The 26,139-nt window shown below is 70.2% G+C and carries 22 protein-coding genes and 1 tRNA gene; 14 read left to right on the top strand and 9 right to left on the bottom strand.

From position 1 onward, the window contains the following. Positions 1-69 precede the first annotated feature (69 nt). On the top strand, positions 70-1,926 hold the full coding sequence (locus OG875_RS17020) for a glycoside hydrolase family 55 protein (RefSeq protein ID WP_330175079.1): 1,857 nt from the start codon (positions 70-72) through the stop codon (positions 1,924-1,926). Here the strand turns inward: OG875_RS17020 and OG875_RS17025 are convergent. After that, positions 1,912-3,297 carry an MDR family MFS transporter gene (locus tag OG875_RS17025; RefSeq protein ID WP_330175080.1) on the bottom strand — a complete coding sequence of 462 codons (1,386 nt, stop codon included), beginning with the start codon at positions 3,295-3,297 and terminating at the stop codon, positions 1,912-1,914. The genes OG875_RS17020 and OG875_RS17025 overlap by 15 nt on opposite strands. A gap of 145 nt (positions 3,298-3,442) precedes the next feature. Here OG875_RS17025 and OG875_RS17030 point away from each other — a divergent pair, with 145 nt between their 5' ends. Beyond that, positions 3,443-4,204, top strand: coding sequence for a phosphoglyceromutase (locus OG875_RS17030; RefSeq protein WP_330175081.1), 762 nt, complete (start codon positions 3,443-3,445; stop codon positions 4,202-4,204). Positions 4,205-4,982: 778 nt separating this feature from the next. On the opposite strand, the gene OG875_RS17035 is transcribed toward OG875_RS17030, so the two are convergent. Continuing rightward, positions 4,983-5,531: a bifunctional DNA primase/polymerase gene (locus OG875_RS17035; RefSeq protein ID WP_330175082.1), complete on the bottom strand. Its 549-nt coding sequence runs from the start codon at positions 5,529-5,531 to the stop codon at positions 4,983-4,985. A 286-nt stretch (positions 5,532-5,817) separates the two neighbouring features. On the opposite strand from OG875_RS17035, the gene OG875_RS17040 reads away from it, so the two are divergent. Continuing rightward, on the top strand, positions 5,818-7,203 hold the full coding sequence (locus OG875_RS17040) for a helix-turn-helix domain-containing protein (protein ID WP_330175083.1): 1,386 nt from the start codon (positions 5,818-5,820) through the stop codon (positions 7,201-7,203). Positions 7,204-7,214: 11 nt separating this feature from the next. Here the strand turns inward: OG875_RS17040 and OG875_RS17045 are convergent, their stop codons facing one another. The 3 genes from OG875_RS17045 to phoU form a co-directional block, all read right to left on the bottom strand. Beyond that, positions 7,215-8,141, bottom strand: a complete 927-nt coding sequence (locus OG875_RS17045) for a phosphotransferase family protein (protein WP_330175084.1) — start codon at positions 8,139-8,141, stop codon at positions 7,215-7,217. Positions 8,142-8,602: 461 nt separating this feature from the next. After that, entirely contained in the window at positions 8,603-8,752 is a 150-nt protein-coding gene (locus OG875_RS17050) for a hypothetical protein (RefSeq protein WP_330175085.1), read from the bottom strand. Between the two features lie 188 nt (positions 8,753-8,940). Further along, complete coding sequence (phoU, locus tag OG875_RS17055) at positions 8,941-9,621, bottom strand: phosphate signaling complex protein PhoU (protein ID WP_330175086.1); 681 nt, start codon at positions 9,619-9,621, stop codon at positions 8,941-8,943. Between the two features lie 277 nt (positions 9,622-9,898). On the opposite strand from phoU, the gene OG875_RS17060 reads away from it, so the two are divergent. Further along, positions 9,899-11,161, top strand: coding sequence for a sensor histidine kinase (locus OG875_RS17060; protein ID WP_330175087.1), 1,263 nt, complete (start codon positions 9,899-9,901; stop codon positions 11,159-11,161). Further along, positions 11,158-11,838, top strand: coding sequence for a response regulator transcription factor (locus tag OG875_RS17065; RefSeq protein WP_030353388.1), 681 nt, complete (start codon positions 11,158-11,160; stop codon positions 11,836-11,838). Before OG875_RS17060 ends, OG875_RS17065 begins: the two co-directional genes overlap by 4 nt. A gap of 341 nt (positions 11,839-12,179) precedes the next feature. On the opposite strand, the gene OG875_RS17070 is transcribed toward OG875_RS17065, so the two are convergent. Further along, a complete protein-coding gene (locus OG875_RS17070) occupies positions 12,180-12,929 on the bottom strand; it encodes a DUF461 domain-containing protein (protein WP_330175088.1) in 750 nt (249 codons plus the stop codon). Between the two features lie 771 nt (positions 12,930-13,700). Here OG875_RS17070 and OG875_RS17075 point away from each other — a divergent pair. The 7 genes from OG875_RS17075 (at position 13,701) to OG875_RS17105 (ending at position 21,776) form a co-directional block, all read left to right on the top strand. Then, positions 13,701-14,183, top strand: a complete 483-nt coding sequence (locus tag OG875_RS17075) for a CarD family transcriptional regulator (RefSeq protein ID WP_003953493.1) — start codon at positions 13,701-13,703, stop codon at positions 14,181-14,183. Positions 14,184-14,859: 676 nt separating this feature from the next. After that, a complete protein-coding gene (gene ispD / locus OG875_RS17080) occupies positions 14,860-15,606 on the top strand; it encodes a 2-C-methyl-D-erythritol 4-phosphate cytidylyltransferase (protein WP_330175089.1) in 747 nt (248 codons plus the stop codon). Then, positions 15,596-16,153 (top strand): 2-C-methyl-D-erythritol 2,4-cyclodiphosphate synthase, encoded by a 558-nt coding sequence (gene ispF / locus OG875_RS17085; protein WP_330175090.1) that lies wholly within the window; start codon positions 15,596-15,598, stop codon positions 16,151-16,153. The genes ispD and ispF overlap by 11 nt, the downstream gene beginning before the upstream one ends. Before the next feature lie 202 nt (positions 16,154-16,355). After that, positions 16,356-16,763: a PPOX class F420-dependent oxidoreductase gene (locus tag OG875_RS17090; protein ID WP_330175091.1), complete on the top strand. Its 408-nt coding sequence runs from the start codon at positions 16,356-16,358 to the stop codon at positions 16,761-16,763. Positions 16,764-17,052: 289 nt separating this feature from the next. Further along, positions 17,053-18,471 (top strand): cysteine--tRNA ligase, encoded by a 1,419-nt coding sequence (gene cysS / locus OG875_RS17095; RefSeq protein ID WP_330175092.1) that lies wholly within the window; start codon positions 17,053-17,055, stop codon positions 18,469-18,471. 383 nt (positions 18,472-18,854) lie between these two features. After that, on the top strand, positions 18,855-19,805 hold the full coding sequence (rlmB, locus tag OG875_RS17100) for a 23S rRNA (guanosine(2251)-2'-O)-methyltransferase RlmB (protein WP_330175093.1): 951 nt from the start codon (positions 18,855-18,857) through the stop codon (positions 19,803-19,805). A gap of 165 nt (positions 19,806-19,970) precedes the next feature. Continuing rightward, a complete protein-coding gene (locus OG875_RS17105; protein WP_330175094.1) occupies positions 19,971-21,776 on the top strand; it encodes a DoxX family protein in 1,806 nt (601 codons plus the stop codon). A gap of 318 nt (positions 21,777-22,094) precedes the next feature. Here the strand turns inward: OG875_RS17105 and OG875_RS17110 are convergent, their stop codons facing one another. The 3 genes from OG875_RS17110 to OG875_RS17120 all read right to left on the bottom strand — a co-directional run bounded on the left by OG875_RS17110 (position 22,095) and on the right by OG875_RS17120 (position 24,664). Beyond that, positions 22,095-22,811, bottom strand: a complete 717-nt coding sequence (locus OG875_RS17110; protein ID WP_330175095.1) for a nucleotidyltransferase family protein — start codon at positions 22,809-22,811, stop codon at positions 22,095-22,097. Between the two features lie 38 nt (positions 22,812-22,849). Next, the gene (locus OG875_RS17115; protein WP_330175096.1) at positions 22,850-23,272 is read right to left on the bottom strand and encodes a hypothetical protein; all 423 of its coding nucleotides are present in this window, start codon (positions 23,270-23,272) and stop codon (positions 22,850-22,852) included. Positions 23,273-23,530: 258 nt separating this feature from the next. Continuing rightward, positions 23,531-24,664: an ABC transporter ATP-binding protein gene (locus OG875_RS17120; RefSeq protein ID WP_330175097.1), complete on the bottom strand. Its 1,134-nt coding sequence runs from the start codon at positions 24,662-24,664 to the stop codon at positions 23,531-23,533. Between the two features lie 206 nt (positions 24,665-24,870). On the opposite strand from OG875_RS17120, the gene OG875_RS17125 reads away from it, so the two are divergent. Beyond that, positions 24,871-24,944: transfer RNA gene (locus tag OG875_RS17125), tRNA-Thr, on the top strand. Between the two features lie 313 nt (positions 24,945-25,257). Next, entirely contained in the window at positions 25,258-26,079 is an 822-nt protein-coding gene (locus OG875_RS17130) for a hypothetical protein (RefSeq protein WP_330175098.1), read from the top strand. Positions 26,080-26,139 lie beyond the last annotated feature (60 nt).

Raw genomic sequence — 26,139 nt, forward strand, 5'->3', positions numbered from 1 at the left:
TCCCGCCATGCCGTGGCATGCTCACGCTGACCGCAGACCTGAACTCCGTTCACATATGTGGAGGTTGAGATGGTGGGGAACGCTCGACTGGACCGACGGAACCGACAACCGGACCGGCAGGACCAACTGGACCGGCAGGACCAACCGGACCGGCAGGACCGACCGAACCTCGGCAGACGGGGGCTGCTCGCCGGCGCCGTCGCCGTGGCGGCCGGTGCGACAGCCACGGCCTTCGGCACCGGCGCGGGGATCGGCCCGGCCGCCGCCGCGACCCGGACCCCTGGCCCGTACGGCTCACCGGCCCCGCCCGCCCCGCGTACCTCCTCCGCACGCACGTCCCCCCGACTCTCCCCGCTCTGGCGCGAGTTCGCGGCGTCCCCGCTCAGCCACCCCCAGATCCCCTACGTCGGCCGGGCCGGACAGCGTGCCGGCTCCGACCGCCTCCCGCGTCCCCGCGTGGTCGCCGACGTCCGCGCGTACGGTGCCCGGAACGACGGCTCCGCCGACGCCGCCCCCGCCATCAACCGGGCCCTCGCCGACGCGGGCAGGCGCGGCGGCGGCACCGTCCTCGTCCCGGCGGGCACCTACCGCGTCGACGACATCATCCGCATCTCGCACAGCGGCGTGGTGCTGCGCGGCGCGGGCAGCGGGCGCACCACCCTCCTCGCGACGAAGAACCTCACCGAACTGATCGGCCCCTACGGCAGCCGCTTCGGCGGCGACAAGTCGAGCTGGTCCTGGGCGGGCGGCCTCATCTGGCTCGCCCCAGAGGCGCGTCTCGGCTCCCTCATCGACTCCATCAGAGCGAAGAAGTGGCCGGTGGAGGGCTGGACGGGCAACGACCGCACCGAGTTCGAGCCCCTCACCGCCGTCGCGCCCGCCCGCCGGGGCGACCGCACCGTGCGAGTGGCGGACGCGTCGCGGATCAGGCGCGGCGAGATCGTCCTCTTCCGGGTCTCCGACGACGCCGATCACACGCTCCTGGAGCACATGTCGGGCGGCGGCCCGGGGACGGAGTCGTACGACTGGTCGGACAAGTCGAAGCTGCTGAGCTACGTGCCGTACGAGTGGCCCGTACGCGTCACCTCCGTAAGAGGACGCGAACTCACCCTGGAACGCCCGCTTCCCGTGGACCTCCGTCCCGAGTGGAACACCCTGATCACCACCCTCGTCACACCGCTCACCGGCGCGGGGGTGGAAGGGCTGACGCTCGAAGCCGTCGAGACGCCCCAGTCGCCGCACCTGCTGGACAAGGGCCACAACGGGGTCACCTTCCAGTGCGCGTACGACTGCTGGGCGGACGACGTCACCGTCCGGAACGCCGACAACGGCTTCGGCCTCGTCGCCGCCTCCGCCTGCACCCTGCGGCGCACCCGTGTCGAGGGGCGCGGCTCGCACCATCCGTACTTCTGCCGTGAGGCGTCGCACGACAACCTGATCGAGGACTTCTTCATCGCCGCCCGGACCGTCCCGGCGCCGGCCGGCACCCAACTGCACGGCATCAACGTCGAGGGCCTGTCCAGCTACAACGTCTGGTCGCGGGGCGTGATGGAGATGGGCACCTTCGACACGCACCGGGGCCTGCCGTTCGCCAACCTCCGTACGGAGATCACGCTCGACAACAACGGCACGCACGGCGGCGACGCGTCCGCCGGACCGCTCTACGGCGCGCGGTTCACGCACTGGAACGTCACCGTGCTCAACGAACGGGCCGGGCTGGTCAGGATCGACGGGATCGCCCCGTACAGCGCGACGGCCGGGATCAGCGAGGTGCGCGAGTTCGGGCAGATCGACGTACCTGACTTCCAGGGCGAGTTGCACGCACGGCTGGAGTCGTACGGCAGACCGCAGGACATGCGCCCGAGCAATCTGTACGAGGCGCAGCGCGCCCTGAAGCTTCCCGGACGGCGGTCAGGGCGCGGGTGACTTCGCCACGTCCGGTACGGGCCCGCTCTCCGGCATCGCCTCCTCAGGAGAATCGCCAGGAGAGCCGGAAGGAGAACCAGAAAGAGAGCCGGACGCAGAGCCGGCGGCAGAGCCGGGACCGGGCTCCGCGCGGGACTCGAACCCGGCGTCCACGCCGCCCACCGGCAGCCCCCGCATCAGCAGCCAGTACCCGCCCGCCGCGACCGTCCCCAGCAACGCGCACGTGCCCCACAGCCAGTCCGGACCGTAGTGGTCGATCAGGAACCCGGACATCAGCGGCGCGACGAGACCGGCCACCGCCCACGACATCGTGTACATGCCCTGGTAGCGGCCCCGCCCGTGGACCGGTGACAGCCGGACCACGAGGCTGGTCTGCGTAGGCGCGTTGACGATCTCGGCCAGCGTCCACACGCAGACCGCCATGGCGTACACGGCCAGCGACCCGGCGAAAGCGGTGAGGCCGAAGCCGTAGCCCGCGAGCAACGAGGAGAGGATCAGCAGCCGCCGGGTGTCGCGGTGTTCGATGAAACGGGTGACCGGGATCTGGAGCACCACGATCAGCGCCCCGTTGAACGCGATGATCAGGCCGAAGTCGGAACTGCTGAACCCGCCCGCGCCCATCGCGACCGGCAGCCCCACGAAGCCCTGCTGGAAGACCAGCGCGACGACGAACGACAGCCCGACCACGCTCATGAAGCGCCCGTCCGCCAGGACCGTACGCATCCCGACCGCCGGCTCGATCTTCCCGCCCTCCGGGCCGCGTCCCGGCCGTGACTCGGGGAGTTTGAGGAAGATCAGCACGGCGCAGGCCAGCGTCATCGCCGCCTCACCGAGGAATCCGGCGAGATAGCTGTACTCGGCGACGAAGCCCGCGGCGGCCGACGAGATCGCGAACCCGAGGTTGATCGCCCAGTAGTTGAGGGAGAACGCCCTCACCCGGTCCTCCGGCTTCACGATGTCCGCCATCATCGCCTGCACGGCCGGGCGCGAGGCGTTGGACGTCAGCCCGACCAGGAACGCGACGGCGGCGATGGCCGCCGGGTCCTGCATGAAGCCGAGCAGCGCCACGGACGCGGCGGTCGAGGACTGAGCGATCAGCAGCGTGGGCCGCCGCCCGAGCCGGTCGGTCATCACGCCCGCGCCGACCGAGGAGACGACTCCGCCGAGGCCGTGGAGCGAGGCGACGAGACCGGCGTACGACGCCGAGTAGCCGCGCTCCATGGTCAGATACAGCACCATGAAGGTGGCGACGAAGGCACCGAGCCGGTTGACGAGCGTGCTCGTCCACAGCCACCAGAACTCACGGGGCAGCCCCGAGACACTTCGTCTGACGCTCTCACCCGTGGCCCGTCTCAGCCCGGCGACGGACATGTGCGAACCCCCTGGGGGTCCTGCGGACCCGTACTGACCCGGTAAGTGGCCGATCGGCCAACGGCAACTTACCGACGCGGGTCGCCCGGCCGCCAGTCAATTGACGGCGGGCGTCGACCGGGATCGTTCGATTAGGCTCGGCCCCATGGCCGACGCACCGTACAAGCTGATCCTCCTCCGCCACGGCGAGAGCGAATGGAACGCGAAGAACCTGTTCACCGGCTGGGTGGACGTCAACCTCACGGACAAGGGCGAGAAGGAGGCCGTACGCGGCGGTGAGCTGCTGAAGGACGCCGGCCTGCTGCCCGACGTCCTGCACACCTCCCTCCAGAAGCGCGCGATCCGCACCGCCACCCTGGCGCTGGAGTCCGCCGACCGCTCCTGGATCCCGGTCCGCCGCTCCTGGCGCCTGAACGAGCGCCACTACGGCGCACTTCAGGGCAAAGACAAGGCGCAGACGCTCGCGGAGTTCGGCGAGGAGCAGTTCATGCTCTGGCGCCGCTCGTACGACACCCCGCCGCCGGAGCTGGAGGACGGCACGGAGTTCTCCCAGAGCGACGACCCGCGCTACGCGGCGATCCCGCCGGAGCTGCGCCCGCGCACGGAGTGCCTGAAGGACGTCGTGGTCCGGATGCTCCCGTACTGGTACGACAGCGTCGTCCCGGACCTCCTGACGGGCCGTACGGTCCTGGTCGCCGCCCACGGCAACAGCCTCCGCGCGCTGGTGAAGCACCTGGACGGCGTCTCGGACGCGGACATCGCGGGCCTGAACATCCCCACGGGCATCCCGCTCGCCTACGAACTGGACGCCGACTTCCGCCCCCTCAAGCCGGGCGGCACCTACCTCGACCCGGACGCGGCGGCGGCGGCGATCGAGGCGGTCAAGAACCAGGGCAAGAAGAAGTAACGCGCAACGATCAAGGGGCCCTTGCCGCGAGTTCTTCGTGGTTGGGGCCCCTTGCTGCACACTGACCGTCCCCAACCTTGCAATGGTTTTTCGGGGCTGTTGTCAACCCCCCAATGGGCCTCGGCGGGTGTCGATGTGATGGGTATGCTGATGCCACCTCAACTGAACCTCCCTTGAACTCGACGTGCTGACAAGCGAGTTCCAGGCTCCGGCCCGAGAAGCGGGTCGGTTGGAGGATGAAGGGGAGGTGGTAGAGGTGAGTCTTGAGGAGGACACGCCTCGCAAGTGGACCGGGCCCGAGAAGTGGCAGGTCTGGCTTGCGGGCGTCGGCCTGCTGGTGACCATCGCTACCGGCGTGGTGCAGCTCGCTCGATGAGCGAGTCACGCGCGAGAACGGTCGGGACCGGACGCTGTACATGCAGCGAGCCCGGTCTACTGGTGAGCGACCGGGCTCGTTGACTGCACGAGGGCCTGGATCTGGTTGCAGCCGGATCCGGGTCCTCGGTCATTCTAGAGCTATCCAGAGCTTTCTAGAGCTATCTAGAGGTAACTAGATTTTGGACCAATCTCTCACAGGTAACTTGTGTAGCTTGTGCGAGATCGGCGAACTTGGATCTCTTCTGCTTCGGAGAACGTCTTCGCCACGACCAACCACGCATGAGAGATCTGTCCCTGCCGGACAACCGTTGGTAGCGACTTCTACGTGGCCAAGAGCTACTCGGTGGTCCGTATCCCTTGTGCGTATCGCTCGGTATGCCGAGTGGCAGGGAAGCCGTGGCTACTCGACAGGGCCCGTTACCGGCCCCTTCTCAGGGACCAAACCATCCACTTCACCGGCGCCAGCGTCGCTGTACTCCTCCCCGTAGCAGTCCGCCCGTTCCATCAACGCCGCCGAGGCAACCAGCATCACCGCGAGAGAGACCGTCCGCAAAGGGCTCGGCTCGGGAGGGTGATGGGGTGCGCGAAGCCACTGGTAGCGGTCGCCGGCGAGGGAGATCGGTCCCGGTACGACGATGAATGACTCGCGCTGGAGGTAGCGGTACGTCGGCGGGGCTTCCGTCTCCCGCGCGATCGCCCGCTCGAAGCGGTCCTTCGACTTCGGCGGAAGGAAGAAGCCGAGTTGACGCCCGGCCCGGTCGGCCAGCACCGGTCCGACGGGCATCCCGCGACGTTCCAGTTGGTCGAACGTCTCGACGCCGAGCCGCTGTTCGGTCACCACGGCATCGAAGGCGACACCCGTCGGCAGTGCATAGGGCCGCCTCGGGTCGTCCGCCCAGTGCTCGCGGCACAGTTCCGGGTCGTCCGCGACTGAGGACAACCACTCCATGCCCCGCCTCGTCATCCTCTGCACGTCATCCACCTCGGTCTGAACTTCCCTTCACCGACCCGTTTGGTCGCAGTGCGACCAGACTCCCGCGCCCACGCCGAGCGGGGCAGATGACGAGAGGTGACGGGGGATGACGAGGTGAGTGGGGGCGCGTCATCCGTCATCGGGGTCACTTTCGGCACGCTGATGCGCACGGAACGTACTCAAAGGGCTTGCCGCTTGCGTACATTCGGTAGGCAGCACGGGCGCCGCGCCCGTGCCCCGCACTCACGGGAGGCGATGACGCGTGGAGGCAGTGCGGCCGGTCGGTTTCGTCGTGCGTGACGCCCGCTTACGCCGTGGCTGGAGTCAGACTCGACTGGTCAGCACGCTACGACGGGTTGCGGCGCGACACGGCCAAGCGCTGCCGACCGATGCCAGCGTCAAGCGCCGGCTGGCGAGTTGGGAGAACGGGCACAGCACGCCCGACGAGTTCTACGGTTCGCTCCTTTGCGAGGTCTTCGGTCTGTCCGCCACTGAGCTCGGGCTGAGTCATCTCACCGGTCACGACGTCGCCCTGCTGGACGCCGTGTATCCCGTCGGCACGGATGCGGCCATCGCCACCGTGGATCGGTTGTGGCGTGCCGACCTGAACGGGTACGAGCCCTTGCTCCGGGCCGAACCGTCCGAGCCCGCCTGGAGCGACGCGTCCCTCCGCTGGCTGGTCGCTCCCGAAGCGTCTTTGCCCGAACCCAGAAGTGATCAGAGTCCGAGAGTCGGGCTCACGGACGTAGCCGTGGTCAAAGCGACCATCGACGTGTTCACCCGACTCGACGACCAGTTCGGTGGTGGTCACGCACGCCAGTCCGTCATCCAGTACCTCAGCCGGGATGTCGTACCGCTGCTCACCGGCCACTACACCGAAACGGTGGGGCGCGCGCTGTTCTCCACAGTCGCGGAAGCCGTTCTGCTCGCCGGCTGGATGTCCTACGACGCCGGCCACCACGGTCTGGCCCAGCGCTACTTCCTCCAAGCCCTCAAACTTGCCCAGGACAGCAACGATCGTCGTCTCGCGGGCAGCGTCCTGTCCGCCATGAGCCACCAGGCCACCTTCCTCGGCCGCTACACCCACGGCGCGACCCTTGCCCGTGCGGCCCTGATGGGAATCTCTGGAGTGGCCACACCGACTCTGCTTGCCCAGTTCCACGCCATGGAAGCCCGAGCTCTGGCCCGTACCGGTGACTGCCGAGCCACCGAAACGGCGCTCAGCGAAGCCGCCAGAGCCCTCGACCGTGCCGACCACGAGGACGAACCAGAGTGGATCACCTACTTCAACGACACGGAACTGGCGGCGGAAGCCGCGCACTGCTTTCGGGACGTCCGCCGTGCACGTGAGGCCGTGGCCTCCGCAGAGAACGCTATGAGTGGACGCCATGTCCGCAGTGACTTCTTCGCCACGATGGTTCTCGCCGACGCTCACCTGCACGCCGGGGACGCCGAGGAGGCGTGCCGGGTGGCTCTCGACGCACTCGACATAGGGGAACAGCTCAAGTCAGCGAGGTGCGTCGCGTACCTCTCGGAGTTCCGCCGACATCTCGAATCGCTGGGGCGGTCGGCCACACTGCGGGGCTTCACGGAGCAGGCGGGCGGCAGTCGTCTGTGGGCGGCGACCAAGCGCACCGCCGCCGCCTGAAGTCCGGCTGCTCAGAAGGCACTCCACTGCTTGCGACTGCCCCCTGTACGCAGGGTCTCGACACGCTGCGCGAACTCCGCCGCCGACTTCTCGCTCACCGGCACCCGCCTGCCCAACCACAGGACCATCATCAGCTCGCGAACGTCCGCCAGGACCGTGTAGCCCGGCCAGCGCATGACATCGAAGCCGTACAGGTGGACGAAGGACTCGTACTGCTCCCTCGTATGCCAGCCGAACCGTTCGTAGTAGATCGCCGTCAGGACCAGGTCCCACTCACGAGGGCCGAGGGCGAAGCCGTCGAGGTCGATCAGGATCGCGTGGCCGTCCCGGTGCCGCAGAAGATTGCCGATGTTCGCGTCGCCGTGAATCACTCCGGAGGGCAGGGCGAAGTCCAGTCGCTCGTAGGCCTTGCCCAGTTGTCCGGCACGCTCGCGCAGAAATGCCACGTCGTCGGCCGCCACCCCACGCAGCACGCTCAGCGACGTTCGTAGCTTCGTGACGGGATCGGCGTACGGCAGGCGCGGCGACTCCGGTTCGTCCAGACCGTGCAGGAGCTTCAGCAGGTCGGCCAACTCCGCGACCGTCGCGTACTCCTCGTGCTCCTGTGCGCTCTCCCAGAAGGTCACGACCCCGCCGCCGACGGCCAACGGCTGCTTGATGTCCGCCAGTATCCGGGTGGCCGGGAAGTTCTCCTTCTCCAGCCAGCGAGCCACGGCGACACTACGTTCCGCTTCTCCCGACGCGTCGGCGTCCCGCGCGACACGGGCGATGGCGGGAGCGGACGCCAATCGGTACACGGCGTTGGAACCGATACGCAGCAACTCAGCCCCGGACGCGTCCATACCGGCCACGGCACACGCCTCACGGAGCGCCGCACCAGCAGTCTCCGTGGTGAACTCCCGCCACGCAGCCGCCCATTCACCCTCCTCCGAGATCATGCGCCCGACGCTACTCGCCGCTTCAGAGGCGCACCACCACAGGTGGTGACCGATGGCTGGAGCGACGGCGCGTGCACCCGTGTGTCGCGTATGCGCCTACCGCCACCGTTCGACGGATGGAAGCGTGCGTGAGATACGGAGAGGTACCCGGAGCTTCGGCAGGAGGTACGGAATGGCAACGACGCAATCCAGGTGTGGTGCCCGCACCCTGGCAGGAACGGCATGCCGGAACCGCGCGGTGATCGGCACGTCTCGTTGCGCCAAGCACCAAGGCCCCTGGTCGTCCTACGGGGTCGCACAGCGCAAGGAAAAGGAAGCCAAGGCGAAGAAGCGCCAGATCCGGAAGAAGCGGTAGGCACCGCAGAGGCCCCGGCACACAGGAACGAAGGGCCTCTGCCCCGCCCACTGAGCAGGGCCCGGTCCGGGTGGGCGTCCACCACCGGACCGGGCCCTTGTCAAGGTCAGCCGCAGCTGCCGCCGCAGGCGCACGGCGAGCCGGACTGGCAGCCGCAGCCGCAGCCGGAGCCGCAGCCGCAGGCACCGAGGAGCGGCGGTCGCATCCGTTCGACGGGCGCGTTCTGCCGCGTGTCGGTCATGGGGGACTGGGCCATGGGTTCCTCCTCGACGGGATGCACGGGTGTACGGGGTGACGTCTGCGCCCATTGCATCCCCACCGTGGCGGGCGCATCAACGGCGCATGTGCGCAGACGTCCCCCGGCGCGACGCCGGCACGCCCCCCGCGCCCCCCTCGTACGACACCCCAGTGACCGGCGGGGCGGCCGGACCCGGGAGTGATCGCTCAGGCGCCCTCGACCGGCGAATCCGCCTGCTGGAGCTCGTCCGCGTGCTCACCCGTCACCAGATAGACCACGCGCTTGGCCACCGACACCGCGTGGTCGGCGAACCGCTCGTAGTACCGGCCCAGCAGCGTCACGTCCACCGCCGTCTCGATGCCGTGCTTCCAGCGGTCGTCCATCAGGTGCTGGAAGAGCGTCCGGTGCAGCAGGTCCATCTCGTCGTCGTCCTGCTCCAGCTGAAGGGCCAGGTCGACGTCCTTGGTGATGATGACCTCGGCCGCCTTCGCCATCAGCCGCTGCGCGAGCTGCCCCATCTCCAGGATGGGCGCGTGCAGGTCGTGCGGCACGGCGTTGACCGGGAAGCGGAGCCGCGCGAGCTTCGCGACGTGCTGCGCCAGGTCGCCCGAGCGCTCCAGGTCCGCGCTCATCCGCAGCGACGTGACCACGATCCGCAGATCCGTGGCGACCGGCTGCTGCCGTGCCAGCAGGGCGATCGCCCTGGCCTCCAGGTCGTGCTGGAGGTCGTCGACCTTCTGGTCGGCGGCGATCACACTCTCGGCGAGCTTCAGGTCCGCGTCCAGCATGGACGTGGTGGCGCGCCCGATCGCGGACCCGACCAGCCGGGCCATCTCGACCAGTCCCTCGCCGATCGAGTCAAGTTCCTCGTGGTACGCGTCCCGCATGGGTGTCCCTCTCTGGATTTCCTGCTGGTGGTCCGGGGGTGTCCGAGTACGTCGAAAGGCCCCGGACCACGCTGTGCCCGTCGTACGGACGGTCATGCGCCGCCAGGGGTCGGGGGCCGTTCGGACCCCCACGCTCCCACGTTCGGCCCGCCAGGAGTCCGGATACTCCCTCCCAAATGAACCGGTACTTTCCCCACGGTGAACTCTGGGCGACGAGTGTCCGAGGAGACACTTGTACGTCTGGGAGAGTGTCGGTCCACCCGCATAACCTGGCTGCATGGACGTGAACGCGGCAGTCGCCGCATTGGCAGCGATCGCCGGGGCATGCACCGGCGTGATCGCCATGCTGGCGTTCCGCTGGAGCGAGCGCGACCAGGCCAGGCCCAGCCGCAGCTCACTCCATACGGAGGCCGGGCTCCCCCCCGGTGTCGACACCGTACTCTCCGTGCTCCGCTCCTCAGCCGTCGTCCTCGACGAGAGCGACTCGGTGGTCAAGGCCAGCTCCGCCGCGTACGCGCTGGGCCTGGTCCGGGGCGGCAAACTGGCCGTCGATCCCATGCTGCACATGGCACGTGACACCCGACGGGACGGTGAGATACGCCAGGTCGAACTGGACCTGCCCCGGCGCGGCACCGGCCGCGGCGAGGCCCTGGCCGTCTCCGCCCGGGTGGCGCCGCTCGGCTCCCGCCTCGTGCTGCTGCTGGTCGAGGACCTCACCGAGGCCCGCAGGATCGAAGCGGTCCGGCGCGACTTCGTGGCGAATGTCAGCCATGAGCTCAAGACCCCCACCGGGGCGCTGTCCCTGCTGTCCGAGGCCGTCATGGACGCCTCCGACGACCCCGAGGCGGTCCACCGCTTCGCCGGCCGTATGCAGATCGAGGCGACCCGGCTCACCAATCTCGTACAGGAACTCATCGACCTCTCGCGGGTGCAGAACGACGACCCGCTGGAGGACGCCGAGCCGGTACGGGTGGAGGAACTCGTCGCCGAGGCCATCGACCGGTCCCGGCACGCCGCCTCCACCAAGCAGATCACCATGGCCGCCGGAGGCGCCGCCGATCTGCGAGTCTGGGGGAACCGCGGCCAGCTGGCCGCCGCCCTCGGCAATCTCGTCGAGAACGCCGTCAACTACTCCCCGGCCCGCACCCGTGTGGGCATCGCGGCCCGGCGTGTGACCGAGCCCGGCGGGGAACGTATCGAGATAGCCGTCACCGACCAGGGGATCGGCATCTCCGAGAAGGACCGCGAGCGCGTCTTCGAACGGTTCTACCGCGTCGATCCGGCACGCTCACGGGCCACCGGTGGTACGGGCCTCGGCCTGGCCATCGTCAAACACGTGGCCGCCTCGCACGGCGGGGAAGTCACGTTGTGGAGCTCCGAAGGCCAGGGTTCCACCTTCACCCTGAGGCTCCCCGAGGCGGGCGCCGCACGGGACCGCACACCCACCGGCCCGGACGATGCCGCCCAGCGCCGCTACGACCACGACGTCAACGATCTTGACCCATCGAATGAGATCCCTGCCCCGGAGGTCCTTCCGTGACCCGAGTGCTCGTCGTCGAGGATGAGGAATCCTTCAGCGACGCTCTTTCCTACATGCTCCGCAAGGAAGGCTTCGAGGTCGCCATCGCGACCACCGGGCCCGCGGGGCTCGACGAGTTCGAACGCAACGGCGCCGACCTCGTCCTCCTCGACCTCATGCTGCCCGGCCTGCCGGGCACCGAGGTCTGCCGCCAGCTGCGCGGAAAGTCCAATGTCCCGGTGATCATGGTGACCGCCAAGGACAGCGAGATCGACAAGGTCGTCGGCCTGGAGATAGGAGCCGACGACTATGTGACCAAGCCGTTCTCTTCCCGTGAGCTGGTCGCGCGCATCCGCGCGGTGCTGCGCCGCAGGGGAGAGCCGGAGGAGGTCACGCCGGCCGCGCTGGAGGCGGGACCGGTCCGGATGGACGTGGACCGCCATGTCGTGACGGTCTCCGGCGGCAAGGTCGACCTGCCGCTGAAGGAGTTCGACCTCCTGGAGATGCTGCTGCGCAACGCGGGCCGCGTGCTGACCCGTATGCAGCTGATCGACCGGGTGTGGGGCGCGGACTACGTGGGGGACACCAAGACCCTCGACGTCCACGTCAAGCGGCTGCGCGCGAAGATCGAGCCCGATCCGGGGGCGCCGCGCTATCTGGTGACGGTGCGCGGCCTCGGCTACAAGTTCGAGCCGTAAACCCGGGCCGGACGGGGACGCGGCCGAGAGCCGTGGACCGGGCGGGTCGGAGCCTGCGGGTCGCCCTTCCGGGCAGGTACGGGGGAAGCCGGGGGTCGTAGTACGTACGAGGCGCCGCACCGGAATCCGGTACGGCGCCCGAACACGCGCGTACCGACGCGCGCGCCCACGTATATGCCTGTGTACGTGCCTACCCGCATGCCTACGTACGTGCGTGCGTACGCGGCGGGGACCGACGTACCACCGAGCACCACCGTGACGCACGCACCTGCGCGCGTACGACGGCCGCGTCGGCGTGCCGTCAGTGCCCCGTGCCCGGGTCCGCCGGCCGGGGGTCCGCGTCAGTGCTCCGGGTCCGTGGACGCCGACGCGGCGTCCGTCGGCGTGGACTGCTCACCCTGGTCGGTGCCCTGGTCCGCGCCCTCGACGGTGCCCTCCTCGCCGGCGGGCGCCTCGGACTCACCGTCCGTGGGCTCACCGGCCGGGGACTCCTCGCCCTCGGGCGCGCCGGACGCGCCCTCCGACGGCGTGCCGCCGGGCTCCTCCGACGCGCCGGCCGACGCCGACGGGCTGGGCGCCGCGCTCGGGCCGAAGCTCTCGTAGGGGCCGGTCGCGGGGACGACGAAGGCGTCCAGGGCGATGTCGCCGGTGTCGCTGAACTGGAACACGACACGCTGGGCGTCGCCGTTGCGGGCGGGCTCGTCGCCGCCCTGGATCACGGCGGACGCGTTGCCGTCGCCGCCGATCAGGATCGAGCCGCCCGCGGGCACCTTGAGCGGTCCGGCGCCCTTGGCCGGGGTGATCGTCACGGTGGCGCCGGTGTCCGGCAGCGTGATCGCGTCGAGGGTCTGCGCGGTACGGCCGTTGTTGAAGAGCTTCGCCGTCACGGCGGCCGTGCCCTTGTCGGCGGCCTCCGGCCGGGTCACGACCGTGGCGTTCTGGATGCTGATCCCGCCGATCGAGGTCGACGCGTTGTCAGGTCGGACGCCGAGCGTCTGCGCGTTGTTGCCCGCACCGCACGCGGCGAGCGAGGCGATCGAGAACGCGATGGCAGACGCGGCGAGGGTGCCGCGTCGAAGGCTGCGGCTCACGGCGGCGGCAACTCCTTGGACGTACGGGCGGATTTACGGGCGGACCTGCGAACTGACCTACGGACGGACCGCGGGGCCGCGGACCGGGGGTGGGCCAACAGTGCTTCAGCGGGCCCAGGTTACCGAGCCCCCGTCGCGCCCCCGCACCCGACCCGCCCTCAACGGCCGCCCGGCGCCGGGCGTACGGCCGGAAGACCCCCGAAGCGCGGACGGACGACGGCCGAAGCCGGGAGCGAAGTAGGGGCGGAGCCGGGAGTGAAGTACGGGCGGAGCGCGGACGGAAGTACGGGCGCGGGGGCACGGAAGTACGGGCGGAAGACCGGCGGAAGTGCGTGTCCACCGCATGTTTTGTACGCCGTTCACATAAGCACGGTGATCAATTCCCCGGCCCGACACACATTCCTTACGAATAGCTCCCGGCGGCTTCGGAAATCCGCCCGCGAGGGCTCCGGTGATCAATTCGGATTGAGTTCGCACTTCAGGTCGTACGTGTGACCGACATCCGAACGGAGCATGGGAAGAGCCACCTGCCGAATCGGACAAATGGGGATGTTCGACCCGCCGTGGGGGCGGTCGGGGTGATGTGGCGGCCGTGTTTCCGTCCGGCTTCGCAACCGCTCCCACCTGCGAATACCCGGTTCCGCAAGCCGCCCGCAGCACGTTCCTATTGCTGTTGTCAAGCCCCGAGAAGCGCCCTGACCTGCGAAAACGCCATTCAGAAGAGGCCGTTCCCGTGTTACTCTGGATAGCCACGGAAGGGGTACCTGTCACATGACGTTCAAGGTTGGCGACACCGTGGTCTATCCCCATCACGGGGCCGCGCTGATCGAGGCTATCGAAACTCGTCAGATCAAAGGTGTGGACAAGACCTACTTGGTGCTCAAGGTCGCCCAGGGCGACCTGACGGTTCGTGTCCCGGCGGACAATGCGGAGTTCGTCGGAGTGCGCGATGTGGTCGGTCAGGATGGACTCGACCGGGTCTTCGAGGTGCTGAGGGCGCCGTACGCGGAAGAGCCGACGAACTGGTCCCGGCGCTACAAGGCAAATCTTGAGAAGCTCGCCTCCGGCGATGTCATCAAGGTCGCCGAAGTGGTCCGCGACCTCTGGCGTCGGGAACGAGAGCGTGGACTCTCCGCAGGTGAGAAGCGCATGCTCGCCAAGGCGCGCCAGATTCTGGTGAGCGAGCTGGCTCTCGCGGAGAACACGAACGAGGACAAGGCCGAGGCTCTGCTCGACGAGGTCCTCGCGTCCTGACCGGGTCCTGACCCGGACGTCCCGGCCGGCCGGTGCGACCGACGTGCGCGTCACGCGCGCGCACGAGCGCCGATCAGCGACCGGGCGTGAAGCAGGACCATGCAGCAGGACGCAGGATCACGCAACGATCCGTCGCGCCAATGCCGCGGTGCCCGCCGACCAGCAGCAAACCCCTGCTGTGTCCCCGGGCACTGTGGCATGTCCGGTCGGTACGCGCTGCCGTCCGAGGCCCACGACGACGTTGAGGCACGAGGACGCCTGAATCCGGACAACGTCCGAGCCCCGGAGCCCGGACGACAAGCCCGTACGGCGTGACGTACGAGCGACGCCCGGTGGGACGACCGGCGAACCTCACGGCTCACGCGGCTCACACCTCGCGCCACGCCCGTCACCGTGGGAATCCACCTGCGGAATCTCTCGGTACCGAGCCGATCTGGCCATAAGATCTACCCGGTCGTGACAGCCCGTCACGCCAACCGAATTCCCCGCAGTCCCCGTATCGGTACCCGCTTCGGGCACATACGCCTGTGCCCGATCCTGGCGTGCCGGGCCCGGGGCAGCTGGCGCAGCTGGTCTCAACCAGTGTCACGGAAGGGTCCGGTCAAGGCGCCGCGCCCGGCACGTTTGAGGCCATACCCATGTCGGCCGAGGAAACAAACCTGCCGGAGTGCAACCGATGCCAGACGAATCGAGACCACACCGCACCGCCGCCGTGATCCCCGCGGCGGGCCGCGGCATACGGCTAGGCCCCGGTGCCCCCAAGGCGCTCCGCACCCTGGGCGGCACCCCGATGCTGGTCCACGCGGTCCGCGCCATGGCGGCCTCCCGCTCGGTCTCCCTCGTGGTCGTGGTCGCCCCGCCCGAGGAGAGCGCGGCGGTGAAACTGCTCCTCGGCGAGCACTCGCTGCCCGCCCGGACCGACTACCTCGTGGTGCCCGGCGGCGAGACCCGCCAGGAGTCCGTACGGCGCGGCGTGGAGGCCCTGCCGGACGACATCGCCACCGTCCTCGTCCACGACGCCGCCCGGCCGCTCGTGCCCGTCGAGACGGTGGACGCGGTGGTCGAGGCCGTGACGGCCGGGGCGCCCGCCGTCGTCCCCGCGCTGCCGCTCGCCGACACCGTCAAGGAGGTCGAGCCCGCCGGGAAGGACCAGCCCGAGCCCGTCGTCGCCACGCCCGACCGGGCCAGACTGCGCGCCGTACAGACCCCGCAGGGCTTCGACCGGGACACGCTCGTCCGCGCGCATCTGACCGTGCCGCTCACCGGGCAGGGCGCCACCGACGACGCCGGGCTGGTCGAACAGCTCGGCGAGCCCGTCGTGGTCGTGCCCGGCCACGCCGAGGCGTTCAAGGTGACCCGGCCGCTGGACCTGCTGCTCGCCGAGGCCGTACTCGCCCGCAGGAGGGCCAACGATGGCTACTGAGTCCACCCGCCCGGCCTCCGACCGGCCCGGCGACGCGCCGGGGGACGCGGCGCTCGTCGCGGGTCTGCCGCTCGTCGGCATCGGTACGGATGTCCACGCCTTCGAGGCGGGGCGCGAGCTGTGGTGCGCCGGCCTGCTGTGGGACGGCCCCGGGAACGACGGTTTCGGGCTCGCCGGGCACTCCGACGGCGACGTCGCCGCCCACGCCGCCTGCGACGCGCTGTTCTCCGCGGCCGGCGCCGGCGACCTCGGCGCGCACTTCGGGACCTCACGGCCCGAGTGGTCCGGCGCCTCCGGTGTCACCCTCCTTAAAGAAGCGGCCAGGATCGTCCGTGCCGAAGGGTTCGCCATCGGCAATGTCGCCGTCCAGGTCATCGGCGTACGGCCGAAGATCGGCAAGCGGCGCGACGAGGCCATGAAGGCGCTGTCGGAGGCCGTCGGCGCACCCGTCTCGGTCTCCGGCACGACCACCGACGGACTCGGGCTGACCGGGCGCGGCGAGGGTCTCGCGGCGATCGCCACGGCGCTGCTCGTCCGCGTGCGCTGACCTGCCGCCCCGGGCGATCTGCCCGCCCGACGGCGTGGCCCGAAATACCTTGGGCCCGCCGTCCGTTGAGGAAGCATCGCCGGGTGCGCCGCGCGCGTGCCGGGTCGTACACCCGCCCTTCGGGGTCACGTACGTGCGTCCGTCCCCGCCGGGGTACGGGCACTGCGGCGAACCGAACCTCCTCCTCAGGAAGGCACCAGCCATGGCAGACGCTCTTCTCTCCGACGACCTCAAAGGGCTCCTCGACAGCACGGTCTTCGTCGCCATCGCCACCGTCCAGCCCGACGGCAGCCCCCAGGTCTCACCGGTCTGGGTGAAGCGCGACGGCGACGACCTCCTCGTCTCGACCACCGTCGGCCGCCGCAAGGAGCTGAACCTGCGCCGGGATCCGAGGGTGACGGTCCTGCTCCAGCCCTTCGACGCGCCGTACTCCTACGCGGAGATCCGCGGCACGGCCACCCTCACCACGGAGGGCGGGCAGGAGCTGATCGACGAACTGGCCGTGAAGTACACGGGCAAGACGTACGGCGAGTTCAACCCGAACGCGGCCCAGGACGACCCGCGCGTCGTCGTCCGGATAACGCCCCGCAAGGTCGTCGGCAGCATCTGACCTCGGAGGACCGCGAGAGCTGCGAGAGCTCCGAGAACGGCGGGGGCGGCCGGGGTGCGGGGGTGACCGGGGCCCGGGGTGGCGGGGGCGGCCACGGGCGGAGGGCCGAGCCGGCCGCCCCGCCCCGCGCGCGCCCCGTCGCTGACCGATGACGGACAGTGCCCGGCGGCCCTCCCGCACCCCTCCGAAGCGTCTGACGAGGGCCGTCCGGCGCGCGCGACGTCACGCTTCGGTGTCCCGTGTCCCCAAGGGGCCCGGGGCACCGGCTCCGGCGCACTACCCTTGTCGCGTGACTATTCGGCTGTACGACACCGGCGCCCGGCAGACCCGTGACTTCACCCCGCTCGTCCCGGGCTGTGTCTCGATCTACCTCTGCGGCGCCACCGTGCAGGCCGCGCCGCACATCGGGCACATCAGGTCGGGGCTCAACTTCGACATCATGCGGCGCTGGTTCGCCCACCGCGGCTACGACGTGACCTTCGTACGGAACGTCACCGACATCGACGACAAGATCATCACCAAGTCGGCCGCGCAGCACCGCCCCTGGTGGGCCATCGGGTACGAGAACGAGCGCGCCTTCAACACCGGTTACGACGTCCTGGGCTGCCTGCCGCCCACCTACGAGCCGCGCGCCACCGGTCACGTCCCCGAGATGGTCGAGATGATGCGCGGCCTCATCGAGCGCGGTCACGCCTACGCCAGTGAGGGCAACGTCTACTTCGACGTGCGGTCCTTCCCCGGCTACCTCCAGCTCTCCAACCAGGACATCGACGATCTGCGCCAGCCCTCCGGCGACGGCGAGACCGGCAAGCGCGACCCGCGCGACTTCGCGATGTGGAAGGCCACCAAGCCCGGCGAGCCCGACTGGGAGACGCCGTGGGGCCGAGGCCGGCCCGGCTGGCACCTGGAGTGCTCCGCCATGGCGCACAAGTACCTCGGCAGCGCCTTCGACATCCACGGCGGCGGCCTGGACCTGATCTTCCCGCACCACGAGAACGAGATCGCGCAGGCCAAGGCGTACGGCGACGACTTCGCCCGCTACTGGGTGCACAACGCCTGGGTCACCATGAGCGGCGAGAAGATGTCCAAGTCGCTCGGCAACTCGGTCCTGGTGAGCGAGATGGTCAAGCAGTGGCGGCCCATCGTCCTGCGCTACTACCTGGGCACCCCGCACTACCGGTCGATGATCGAGTACAGCGAGGAGGCCCTGCGCGAGGCCGAGTCCGCCTTCGGGCGGATCGAGGGCTTCGTCCAGCGCGCCATCGAACTGGCCGGTCACACGGTCGAACCGGCGGACGAGGTCCCGCCCGCCTTCGCCGAGGCCATGGACGACGACCTGGGCGTCCCGGGGGCCCTCGCGATCATCCACACCACGGTCCGGCAGGGGAACTCGGCCCTGGCCGCCGACGACAAGGAAGCGGCGGTCGCCCGTCTCGCCGAGGTCCGGGCGATGCTCGGCGTCCTCGGCCTGGACCCGCTGGACGCGCACTGGACGGGCGCGGGCGCCGGCGAGGACGGCTCCGACGGGCGGGACAGTCTGCACGGGGTGGTGGACACCCTCGTACGGCTGGTGCTCGACCAGCGCGAGGCGGCGCGCGGTCGCAAGGACTGGGCCGCGGCCGACGCCATCCGTGACCAGCTCCAGCAGTCCGGACTCGTCATCGAGGACGGCCCGGCCGGGCCGAGGTGGACGCTGGGCCCGCGCTGAGCGGGTCGCCCGTCCTGTCCCGCGTCCGGCCCCGGGTCACGGCCCGCGCGTCCCGTCCCGTTGATCGGGTCGGTACGCGGCGGCCCGCCCTCCGTTCGTACGTGAGGTCTGCCTGCCGGGACGGGACACCGGGCGTCCGCCCTCCGGACCGACGCCGGGCCGTGGCGCCCGCCCCTCGGGACCGACACCACGGCCTCGTGAAGGAGAATGGCGTGGCTTCCTCCTGAAGAGGCGTGGCTTCCTCCTGAGGAAGAGGCGCCGGGTGTGCCCGGTCACCGGGCCCCGGCCGGGCCCCGATTGTGCTGTCCGGCCGCGGGGCTGCACACTCACGTGAGCGAAGTGACGTCCTCACGCACCGACGAGAGCAACGAAACAGGTAGGTCATGGCCGGGAACAGCCAACGCAGGAACCGCCGCACGTCCAACAAGAAGGGCGCGCAGGTCGGCAGCGGTGGCAAGCGGCGCCGCGGCCTGGAGGGCAAGGGCCCGACCCCGCCCGCGTCCGCCCGCAAGGGCCATGTGAAGAACCGCGTCTCCAACGCCAAGGCCAAGCTCACGGCCCGCCGCCAGGTCGCCCGTCGCGGCGGCAAGGGCAGCAGCGAGCTGGTCGTCGGCCGCAACCCGGTCTTCGAGGCCCTGCGCGACGGCGTCCCGGCGACGACGCTCTACGTACAGCAGTACATCGAGAACGACGAGCGTGTCCGCGAGGCCCTTCAGCTCGCGGCCGACCGCGGCGGCATCCACCTGATGGAGGCCCCCCGCGCCGAACTCGACCGCATGACCAACGGCCTCAACCACCAGGGCCTGGTGCTCCAGGTCCCGCCGTACGAGTACGCGCACCCCGAGGACCTGGCCGCCGCCGCGTTCGACGACGGCGAGGACCCGCTGATCGTCGCGCTCGACGGCATCACCGACCCGCGCAACCTCGGCGCCGTCGTCCGTTCCGTCACCGCCTTCGGCGGTCACGGCGTCGTCGTCCCCGAGCGCCGCGCCGCCGGGATGACCGCCGGAGCGTGGAAGACCTCGGCCGGCACGGCCGCCCGTACGCCCGTCGCGCGTGCCACCAACCTGACGCGGGCGCTGGAGAGTTACCAGAAGGCGGGTCTGACCGTCGTCGGTCTCGCCGCGGACGGCGACACCGAGGTCGGGGACCTCCCGGCGCTCGGCGGCCCGGTCGTGATCGTGGTCGGCAGCGAGGGCAAGGGACTGTCCCGGCTGGTCGGCGAGACCTGCGACTTCCGGGTGCGCATCGCGATGCCGGGCGGCGCCGAGTCGCTGAACGCCGGTGTCGCGGCGGGCGTGGTGCTGTACGAGGCGGCCCGCAGGCGCGCCTGAGCACCCCGCCCGCGCGAGCACCCTCCACGCACCCGGCCACCCGGCCGTCCGCCCCGCCGGATGGGGGCACCTTCGTACGGATGTCCCCATCCCGGCACTCTTGACGGGCCTCGGACATTTCCGGGCTTGTCAAGGCAGTGTCCTAAACACAAGTCACTCGGTTAGATGAGTGTGGACACCAGAACGCCCCGGCCCGGGTTCGACGAACAGCCCCCGCTGAGCATGGTCAAGGTGGACTGCGATCCCGCGCAGGTCATCGTGAACCACGCCAGTTTCCGGGTGAGGCTCGCATCCAGTCAGCGCCCCAGCCCCGCACGCGCCATCGCGGACACCGCGCGGATTCCCGCGATGAGCGGCGGCGGAGGCGCGGCGCGCCGCCGGGCCCCCGTCGTGTGGAGCGGCAGGTCGGCACCGGGCGACCTCGGAGCCACCGGGCTCCTCCAGGCCGTACGGAACTCCTCCGTGACCGCCGGCGCGGCGGGCCTCGCCGACGGCCCGCGCGGCCCCTACGGGGACGGGGGAGCGACCGGCTCCACCCAGGTCATCCCCAGGATCGGCCTGGGCGAGGACACCATGCCGACCCCGCGCGTTCCGCAGCCCGGCGGGCCGCGCTCCGACGGACCGCTGCTGCCGCCGATGCGCCGGGCCGTGGGCGCGTACGACGCCCCGCCGGAGTCCGACACGTACGGCGGCGGCACGGCCGACCCGTACGACACGGCCGACACGTACGGGGCGCGCCACCGGGGCGCGCACGACGACCGCGACGACGAGCAGTACGAGTACGAGCGCGCCGAGGGCCGGTACGGCGAAGGCCGCGGCTACGAGGGACACCACGACGGCGACCCGCGCGGACGGCGCTACGACCTCTCGGCCTCCGAGGCCGCCGTACGGCACGCCTACTACCCCGGCCGCCGCATGAACCTCGGAGTGGTGCTCCTGCCGCTCCGCGTCTTCCTCGGGCTCATCTCCATCTACGCGGGCATGGGCAAGCTCTGCGACCCCGTCTACTTCGACGGCGGCAAGCGCGGCTCCATGGTCACCTGGCTCACCTCGCTCCAGCCGTGGGCCCTGGCCGAACCGCTGCGCGACTTCGCCCTCTCGCACCCCGTCGGCGCCGGGCTGAGCGTCGCGTTCCTCCAGGTCCTCGCCGGTGTGCTGACCGTCCTCGGTCTGTGGCAGCGGCTCGCGGCCTGTTTCGGCGCGCTGCTCTCGGCCGCGCTGATCCTCACGGTGAGCTGGCGCACCGTCCCCGCGTACGACGCGCCCGACATCATCTATCTGGCCGCCTGGTCCCCGCTGATCATCGCGGGCGCGCCCGTCTACTCGGTGGACGGCCGCCTCGCGGGCGAAGCATGGCGCAAGCTCGGTCCGCGCACGCCGCTCAGGGACCTGCGGCGCCGGGTACTGCGGCGTGGCGCGGTCGTCGCGACCGTCGTCATCGGCCTGACGCTGCTCGTCGGCTCGATCCTCGGCGGAGCCGTACGGTCCTCGGAGATGGTGACCGTGCCCGGACCGAACAACCCGGTCAACCAGCTGCCCGGCTCGCCGCTTCCGCAGAAGTCCGGCGGGAGCAGCGCGTCCGGTGAGCCCACGGGCGAGGCCCGGCGGAGCGGCGGCAGCGCCGCGCCGTCGGCCGGCCGGACCAGCGGCCCGGAGGCCGAGCGGTCGGCGCCCGGCGAGACCCCGGCGGGCGAGCCGGACCGCAGGTCGACGGGCGGGCGGCCCAGCCAGTCGCAGGGCACGGGCCAGGCGCCTCCCGGGACCTCGCAGCAGGCGCCCCCGCCGTCGAGCAGCCAGGGCCCCGCGACGAGCGGCGGCTCGACGGGCGGCGCCGGCCAGGGCGGCGGCACGACCGGCGGGGGCGACGGCGGCGGCACCACGGGCGGCGGCGGTGGCGGTGGCGGCGGGGGAGGCTCCTCCACCGGCGGCGCCGGCGGCGCCAAGAACCCGATCGGCGGCCTGCTCGGCTGAGGAGCCGAGGAAGCCGAAGAAGGCACATACGAGGGCGGCCACCCGGTGGGACCGGGTGGCCGCCCTCGTACACGCTGTGGGCCCGCCTACGGGCCTGAGACGCCTGTTACGGCTCCGGGAGTCGTGGGAGCCGCGCCCGCACGGCTGCGGCCCGCACAGGACCTCTCAGGGGCTGCCGGGGGCTTCCGGGGAGTGTCGGTGCCGGGGATCCGGCCCACGGAGCGCACGTACGGTGCGAACGCCGCACCAACTCGCCGCCCTCGACTGCTCAGCGCCTCAACGCCTCAATGCCTTGACGGCGCGAGGGCCCCCAACGGATCAACTCCCCGAGGAGGCCAGTTCCTTGGCGGCCTCGGTGAGGTCCTTCGCGGTGTCGATGGCCCGCCAGTACGCGCCCTGCGGCAGCGGGAAGCCCGCCAGCCGCCGCTCGCGCGCCAGCCGGGGAAAGGTCGTCCGCTCGTGGTCGCCCCGCTCGGGCAGCAGGTCCGTGAAGGCCGAAGAGAACACGTACACACCGGCGTTGATCAGATAGGGCGACGGCGGCGACTCGATGAAGTCCAGGACATGGCCGAACTCGTCGGTCTCCACGGCGCCCCAGGGGATGCGCGGCCGGGCGAGGGCGAGCGTCGCCGTGGCGTCGCGCTCGGCGTGGAACGCGGCCATCTCGCGCAGCGAGAAACGGGTCCAGATGTCGCCGTTGGTGGCGTACCAGGGCTGCCCGGGTTCCGGCAGCCGTGCGGCGGCGTGCTTGAGGCCGCCGCCGCGCCCCAGCGGCTCGTTCTCCACCACGGTCGTGACACGCAGCGGGAGTTCCGACGCGTCCAGCCACTCCTGGAGCACCTCGGCGAGATGGCCGCACGAGACCACGGCGTCGGTGACGCCCTCGGCGGCCAGCCAGGCGAGCTGATGGCCGATGATCGGGGTCCCTGTGCCGGGGATCTCGACCATCGGCTTGGGACGGTCGTCGGTGTACGGGCGCAGCCGCGACCCCTGGCCGCCCGCGAGGACCACGGCCTGCGTCGGAAACGTATGCATGCCGTGAACGATAGGCGGGGCGGTCGGGGGGCCGGTGCTCAGTTCCCCGCGGTCTGCTGGGAGACCCCGTAGGCGAACGAGGTGTCGCACACGGGGCGGGAGAACGACTGGGCGCGGGTGGGACCGTAGTGCGCGACGGCGGCGCGGCCGAGCGCGCGGGCCAGGGACATGCAGTGCTTGGCGAGCGAGGGGCGCTCCTCGACCTGGCGCTGGAGGTGGGTGAGGGCGATCCCCGGGTCCTTCTCCTGGAGCTCCACGAGCAGCTTGTCGCGGAGGACGTCGTGCGGGGCGCGGGACTTGGCGCGTACGGAGGCGCTGTCCGAGGAGGCGGTGAGGATCTGCGCCTCGGAGCTCTTGGCCGCCCAGGGGACGGTCGCGACCGCGAGGGTCCCGGAGAGCACGAGGACGACGGGCAGGACAAGGGCGAGAGATCGGCCGATTCGGCGGGCTGTGTGAGTCACGCAGGCGAGCGTAGCGCTCAGTGATGATTTGGCGACATTTAGTCACTCGGGTGAGGGATGGTTCGACGGGTCTTTTCGATTCGGGTGTTGACGAACGCGAATCGAAATGGCCGATGTGCCGGGGTATTTGGCCGGTCGGGCGGAGGGCCGGCGGAGCGATTCCCGGGGTGCGGTGGGGGCGCCGGGGAGTGTCGGGGAGTGTCGGACGCAAACGAACGGCCCCGCACCGAGGTGCGGGGCCGTCGTACGTTCGTCGGGTCAGTCGCTGAGACGCTCACCCGTCGAGGACGCGAACACGTGGGTCTCGCCCGAACGCGGCACGACGTGCAGCGTGGCGCCCTTGTCGGGAACGGCGCGGCCGTTGACGCGGACCACGAGGTCCTTGTGCTCGCCGCCGACCTGCGCGCTGCCGTAGACGTAACCGTCGGCGCCGAGTTCCTCGACGACGTTGACGGTGACGGCCAGACCGGCCGGGCCGTCGGCGTCCTTCGACAGCGACTTCGCGGCTTCGCCGCCCTGCTCGACGATGTCGAAGTGCTCGGGTCGCACACCGACGGTGACCGTGCTGTCGCCCCGGTCGGCCGCCGCGGACAGCGCCTCACGGGAGATCGGCACCACGCTGTTGCCGAACTTCACACCGCCGTCGGTGATCGGGACCTCGACCAGGTTCATGGCCGGGGAGCCGATGAAGCCGGCGACGAAGAGGTTGGCGGGACGGTCGTACATGTTGCGCGGCGAGTCCACCTGCTGGAGCAGACCGTCCTTGAGCACGGCGACCCGGTCACCCATGGTCATGGCCTCGACCTGGTCGTGCGTGACGTACACGGTGGTGATGCCCAGGCGGCGCTGGAGCGAGGCGATCTGCGTACGCGTCGACACACGGAGCTTGGCGTCGAGGTTCGACAGCGGCTCGTCCATGAGGAACACCTGCGGCTCACGCACGATCGCGCGGCCCATCGCCACACGCTGGCGCTGACCACCGGAGAGGGCCTTCGGCTTGCGGTCCAGATACTCGACGAGGTCGAGGATCTTCGCGGCCTCTTCGACCTTCTTACGGATGTCGGCCTTGTTGATGCCGGCGATCTTGAGCGCGAAGCCCATGTTGTCGGCGACCGTCATGTGCGGGTACAGCGCGTAGTTCTGGAACACCATCGCGATGTCCCGGTCCTTGGGCGGCAGGTGCGTGACGTCGCGGTCACCGATGCGGATGGCGCCGCCGTTGACGTCCTCAAGACCGGCGAGCATGCGCAGGGAGGTCGACTTGCCGCAGCCGGAGGGCCCGACGAGTACGAGGAACTCGCCGTCCGCGACGTCGAGCTCCAACTGGTCGACGGCGGGCTTGGTGGAACCCGGGTACACACGGGTCGCCTTGTCGAACTGAACAGTAGCCATGGTGATACGGCCCCTTCACCGGCAGGAACGTGCCGGACGATCCGAGTAAAGGAATGGTTCCCCCGCCGTGGGGCGGAGGATGGGTCTAGTCCACCTGGATGAACTTTGGGGTGACGGTACCCCGTGGCGCGCCGTCTGTCAGTAGCCGCACCACGACGGAATTCCCGACGGCCCGGTGATCGACGCCGGTTATAGTTGCCCCGCGCGCCTCCTTAGCTCAGCTGGCCAGAGCAACGCACTTGTAATGCGTAGGTCGTCGGTTCGAATCCGACAGGGGGCTCCGGAAGGCCCCAGGACTCACTCGTCGTGACCTGGGGCTTTTTCTTGTTCTTTGCCTTGAGCCGTAGCGCTCGACCGGCTCGGCGGACTGCGGTTGGGGCCGCCGGTGGACACGCGTGCAGAGGGCGTGCAGAGCGGTGGACAAGCAGGCGCGTGGGAAGCCGGGCCATCCCACCAGTGGCGATGGGGCTGGGATGCGGTGCGCGTCGGGCTGCTGGCAGCAGGGCTGTTGTGGAGGGTTCCCATAAATCGAGGAAGCCGCGACGGCGGCTGATGGAGAGTCGGCCGGGAAGATCGCTACAGGGGAGCTGGTCGTGAACGTTATGGGCTTCGATGCCGGGGTCGGGGACTTCACCCTCGTCGTCCGGGAGGAGAGCGTCCTCCTCCTCGGGGGCATGGGCACGATCTGCCTTCAGATGGGGTTGGACGTCAAAGCCCCGCCTGCCAAGGAGGCCGGCAGGTTCCTCGTGCTGCAAGCCGACCTCTACGGCATCCAGGGCTCGTACCAGCGAACTCTCATCAGCCGGGTGACGGAGATGCTTCCGTTTACGCCCGAGACCGGCATCGAGCGCCCTGTCCTGAAGTTCTTGATCACCGCCCCTCAGCTCCACGCGATCAACGAGGCCCGTGAGGGAGACCTGCGTATGGAGCTGGAGGTGACGGGGACGCTGCCCCAGGCGGTCGGCTACCCCGGTAGTTCGACCGAGGTATTGCATCTCAGCGTTGCCAAGAGCCGCTGGATTGATCAGATCAACGCTCTCGGTCCCTCGGTCGCCTTCGAGATGCGGGTGCCCTTTCCGTTGGAGGACGACCCCAGGGCCGAGGCGGCTCAGCACCTGCGGTCCGCACGGCGTCGACTCCTTGAGGACGACATCGACGGAGCGATCCTGGAGGCCCGCCGCACCCTGGAGTGGATCAAGGATCACAGCGGCTGGGGATGGCCGGGCAACAAGGACAGGCGCCAGCGCTCCCAGGATGAACGCTGGGCTGGGATCCGGCTTGCCGTAGAAGACCAGACGAGCGCCTCGGTCCACAAGGACGCTGTCACCTCCGAATTCAAGTACGGCGCGGACGAGGCGAAGGCACTGATCAGCATTGCCGCCGCGCTGCTGACAGTGGTCGACAAGCCCGTCTAACGAGCTCGTGCATGGTTGGCGGTAGCGCATCGGAACCGTGATCGTTGATCATGGTGAGTG

The organism is Streptomyces sp. NBC_01498 (assembly GCF_036327775.1).
Classification (GTDB): domain Bacteria; phylum Actinomycetota; class Actinomycetes; order Streptomycetales; family Streptomycetaceae; genus Streptomyces.

Coding starts and splice junctions, on each gene's coding strand:
- OG875_RS17020 (WP_330175079.1), top strand. CDS start 70: ATGGTGGGGAACGCTCGACTGGACCGACGGAACCGACAACCGGACCGG.
- OG875_RS17025 (WP_330175080.1), bottom strand. CDS start 3,297: ATGTCCGTCGCCGGGCTGAGACGGGCCACGGGTGAGAGCGTCAGACGA.
- OG875_RS17030 (WP_330175081.1), top strand. CDS start 3,443: ATGGCCGACGCACCGTACAAGCTGATCCTCCTCCGCCACGGCGAGAGC.
- OG875_RS17035 (WP_330175082.1), bottom strand. CDS start 5,531: ATGGAGTGGTTGTCCTCAGTCGCGGACGACCCGGAACTGTGCCGCGAG.
- OG875_RS17045 (WP_330175084.1), bottom strand. CDS start 8,141: ATGATCTCGGAGGAGGGTGAATGGGCGGCTGCGTGGCGGGAGTTCACC.
- OG875_RS17050 (WP_330175085.1), bottom strand. CDS start 8,752: ATGGCCCAGTCCCCCATGACCGACACGCGGCAGAACGCGCCCGTCGAA.
- phoU (WP_330175086.1), bottom strand. CDS start 9,621: ATGCGGGACGCGTACCACGAGGAACTTGACTCGATCGGCGAGGGACTG.
- OG875_RS17060 (WP_330175087.1), top strand. CDS start 9,899: ATGGACGTGAACGCGGCAGTCGCCGCATTGGCAGCGATCGCCGGGGCA.
- OG875_RS17075 (WP_003953493.1), top strand. CDS start 13,701: ATGACGTTCAAGGTTGGCGACACCGTGGTCTATCCCCATCACGGGGCC.
- ispD (WP_330175089.1), top strand. CDS start 14,860: ATGCCAGACGAATCGAGACCACACCGCACCGCCGCCGTGATCCCCGCG.
- ispF (WP_330175090.1), top strand. CDS start 15,596: ATGGCTACTGAGTCCACCCGCCCGGCCTCCGACCGGCCCGGCGACGCG.
- OG875_RS17090 (WP_330175091.1), top strand. CDS start 16,356: ATGGCAGACGCTCTTCTCTCCGACGACCTCAAAGGGCTCCTCGACAGC.
- rlmB (WP_330175093.1), top strand. CDS start 18,855: ATGGCCGGGAACAGCCAACGCAGGAACCGCCGCACGTCCAACAAGAAG.
- OG875_RS17105 (WP_330175094.1), top strand. CDS start 19,971: ATGAGTGTGGACACCAGAACGCCCCGGCCCGGGTTCGACGAACAGCCC.
- OG875_RS17110 (WP_330175095.1), bottom strand. CDS start 22,811: ATGCATACGTTTCCGACGCAGGCCGTGGTCCTCGCGGGCGGCCAGGGG.
- OG875_RS17120 (WP_330175097.1), bottom strand. CDS start 24,664: ATGGCTACTGTTCAGTTCGACAAGGCGACCCGTGTGTACCCGGGTTCC.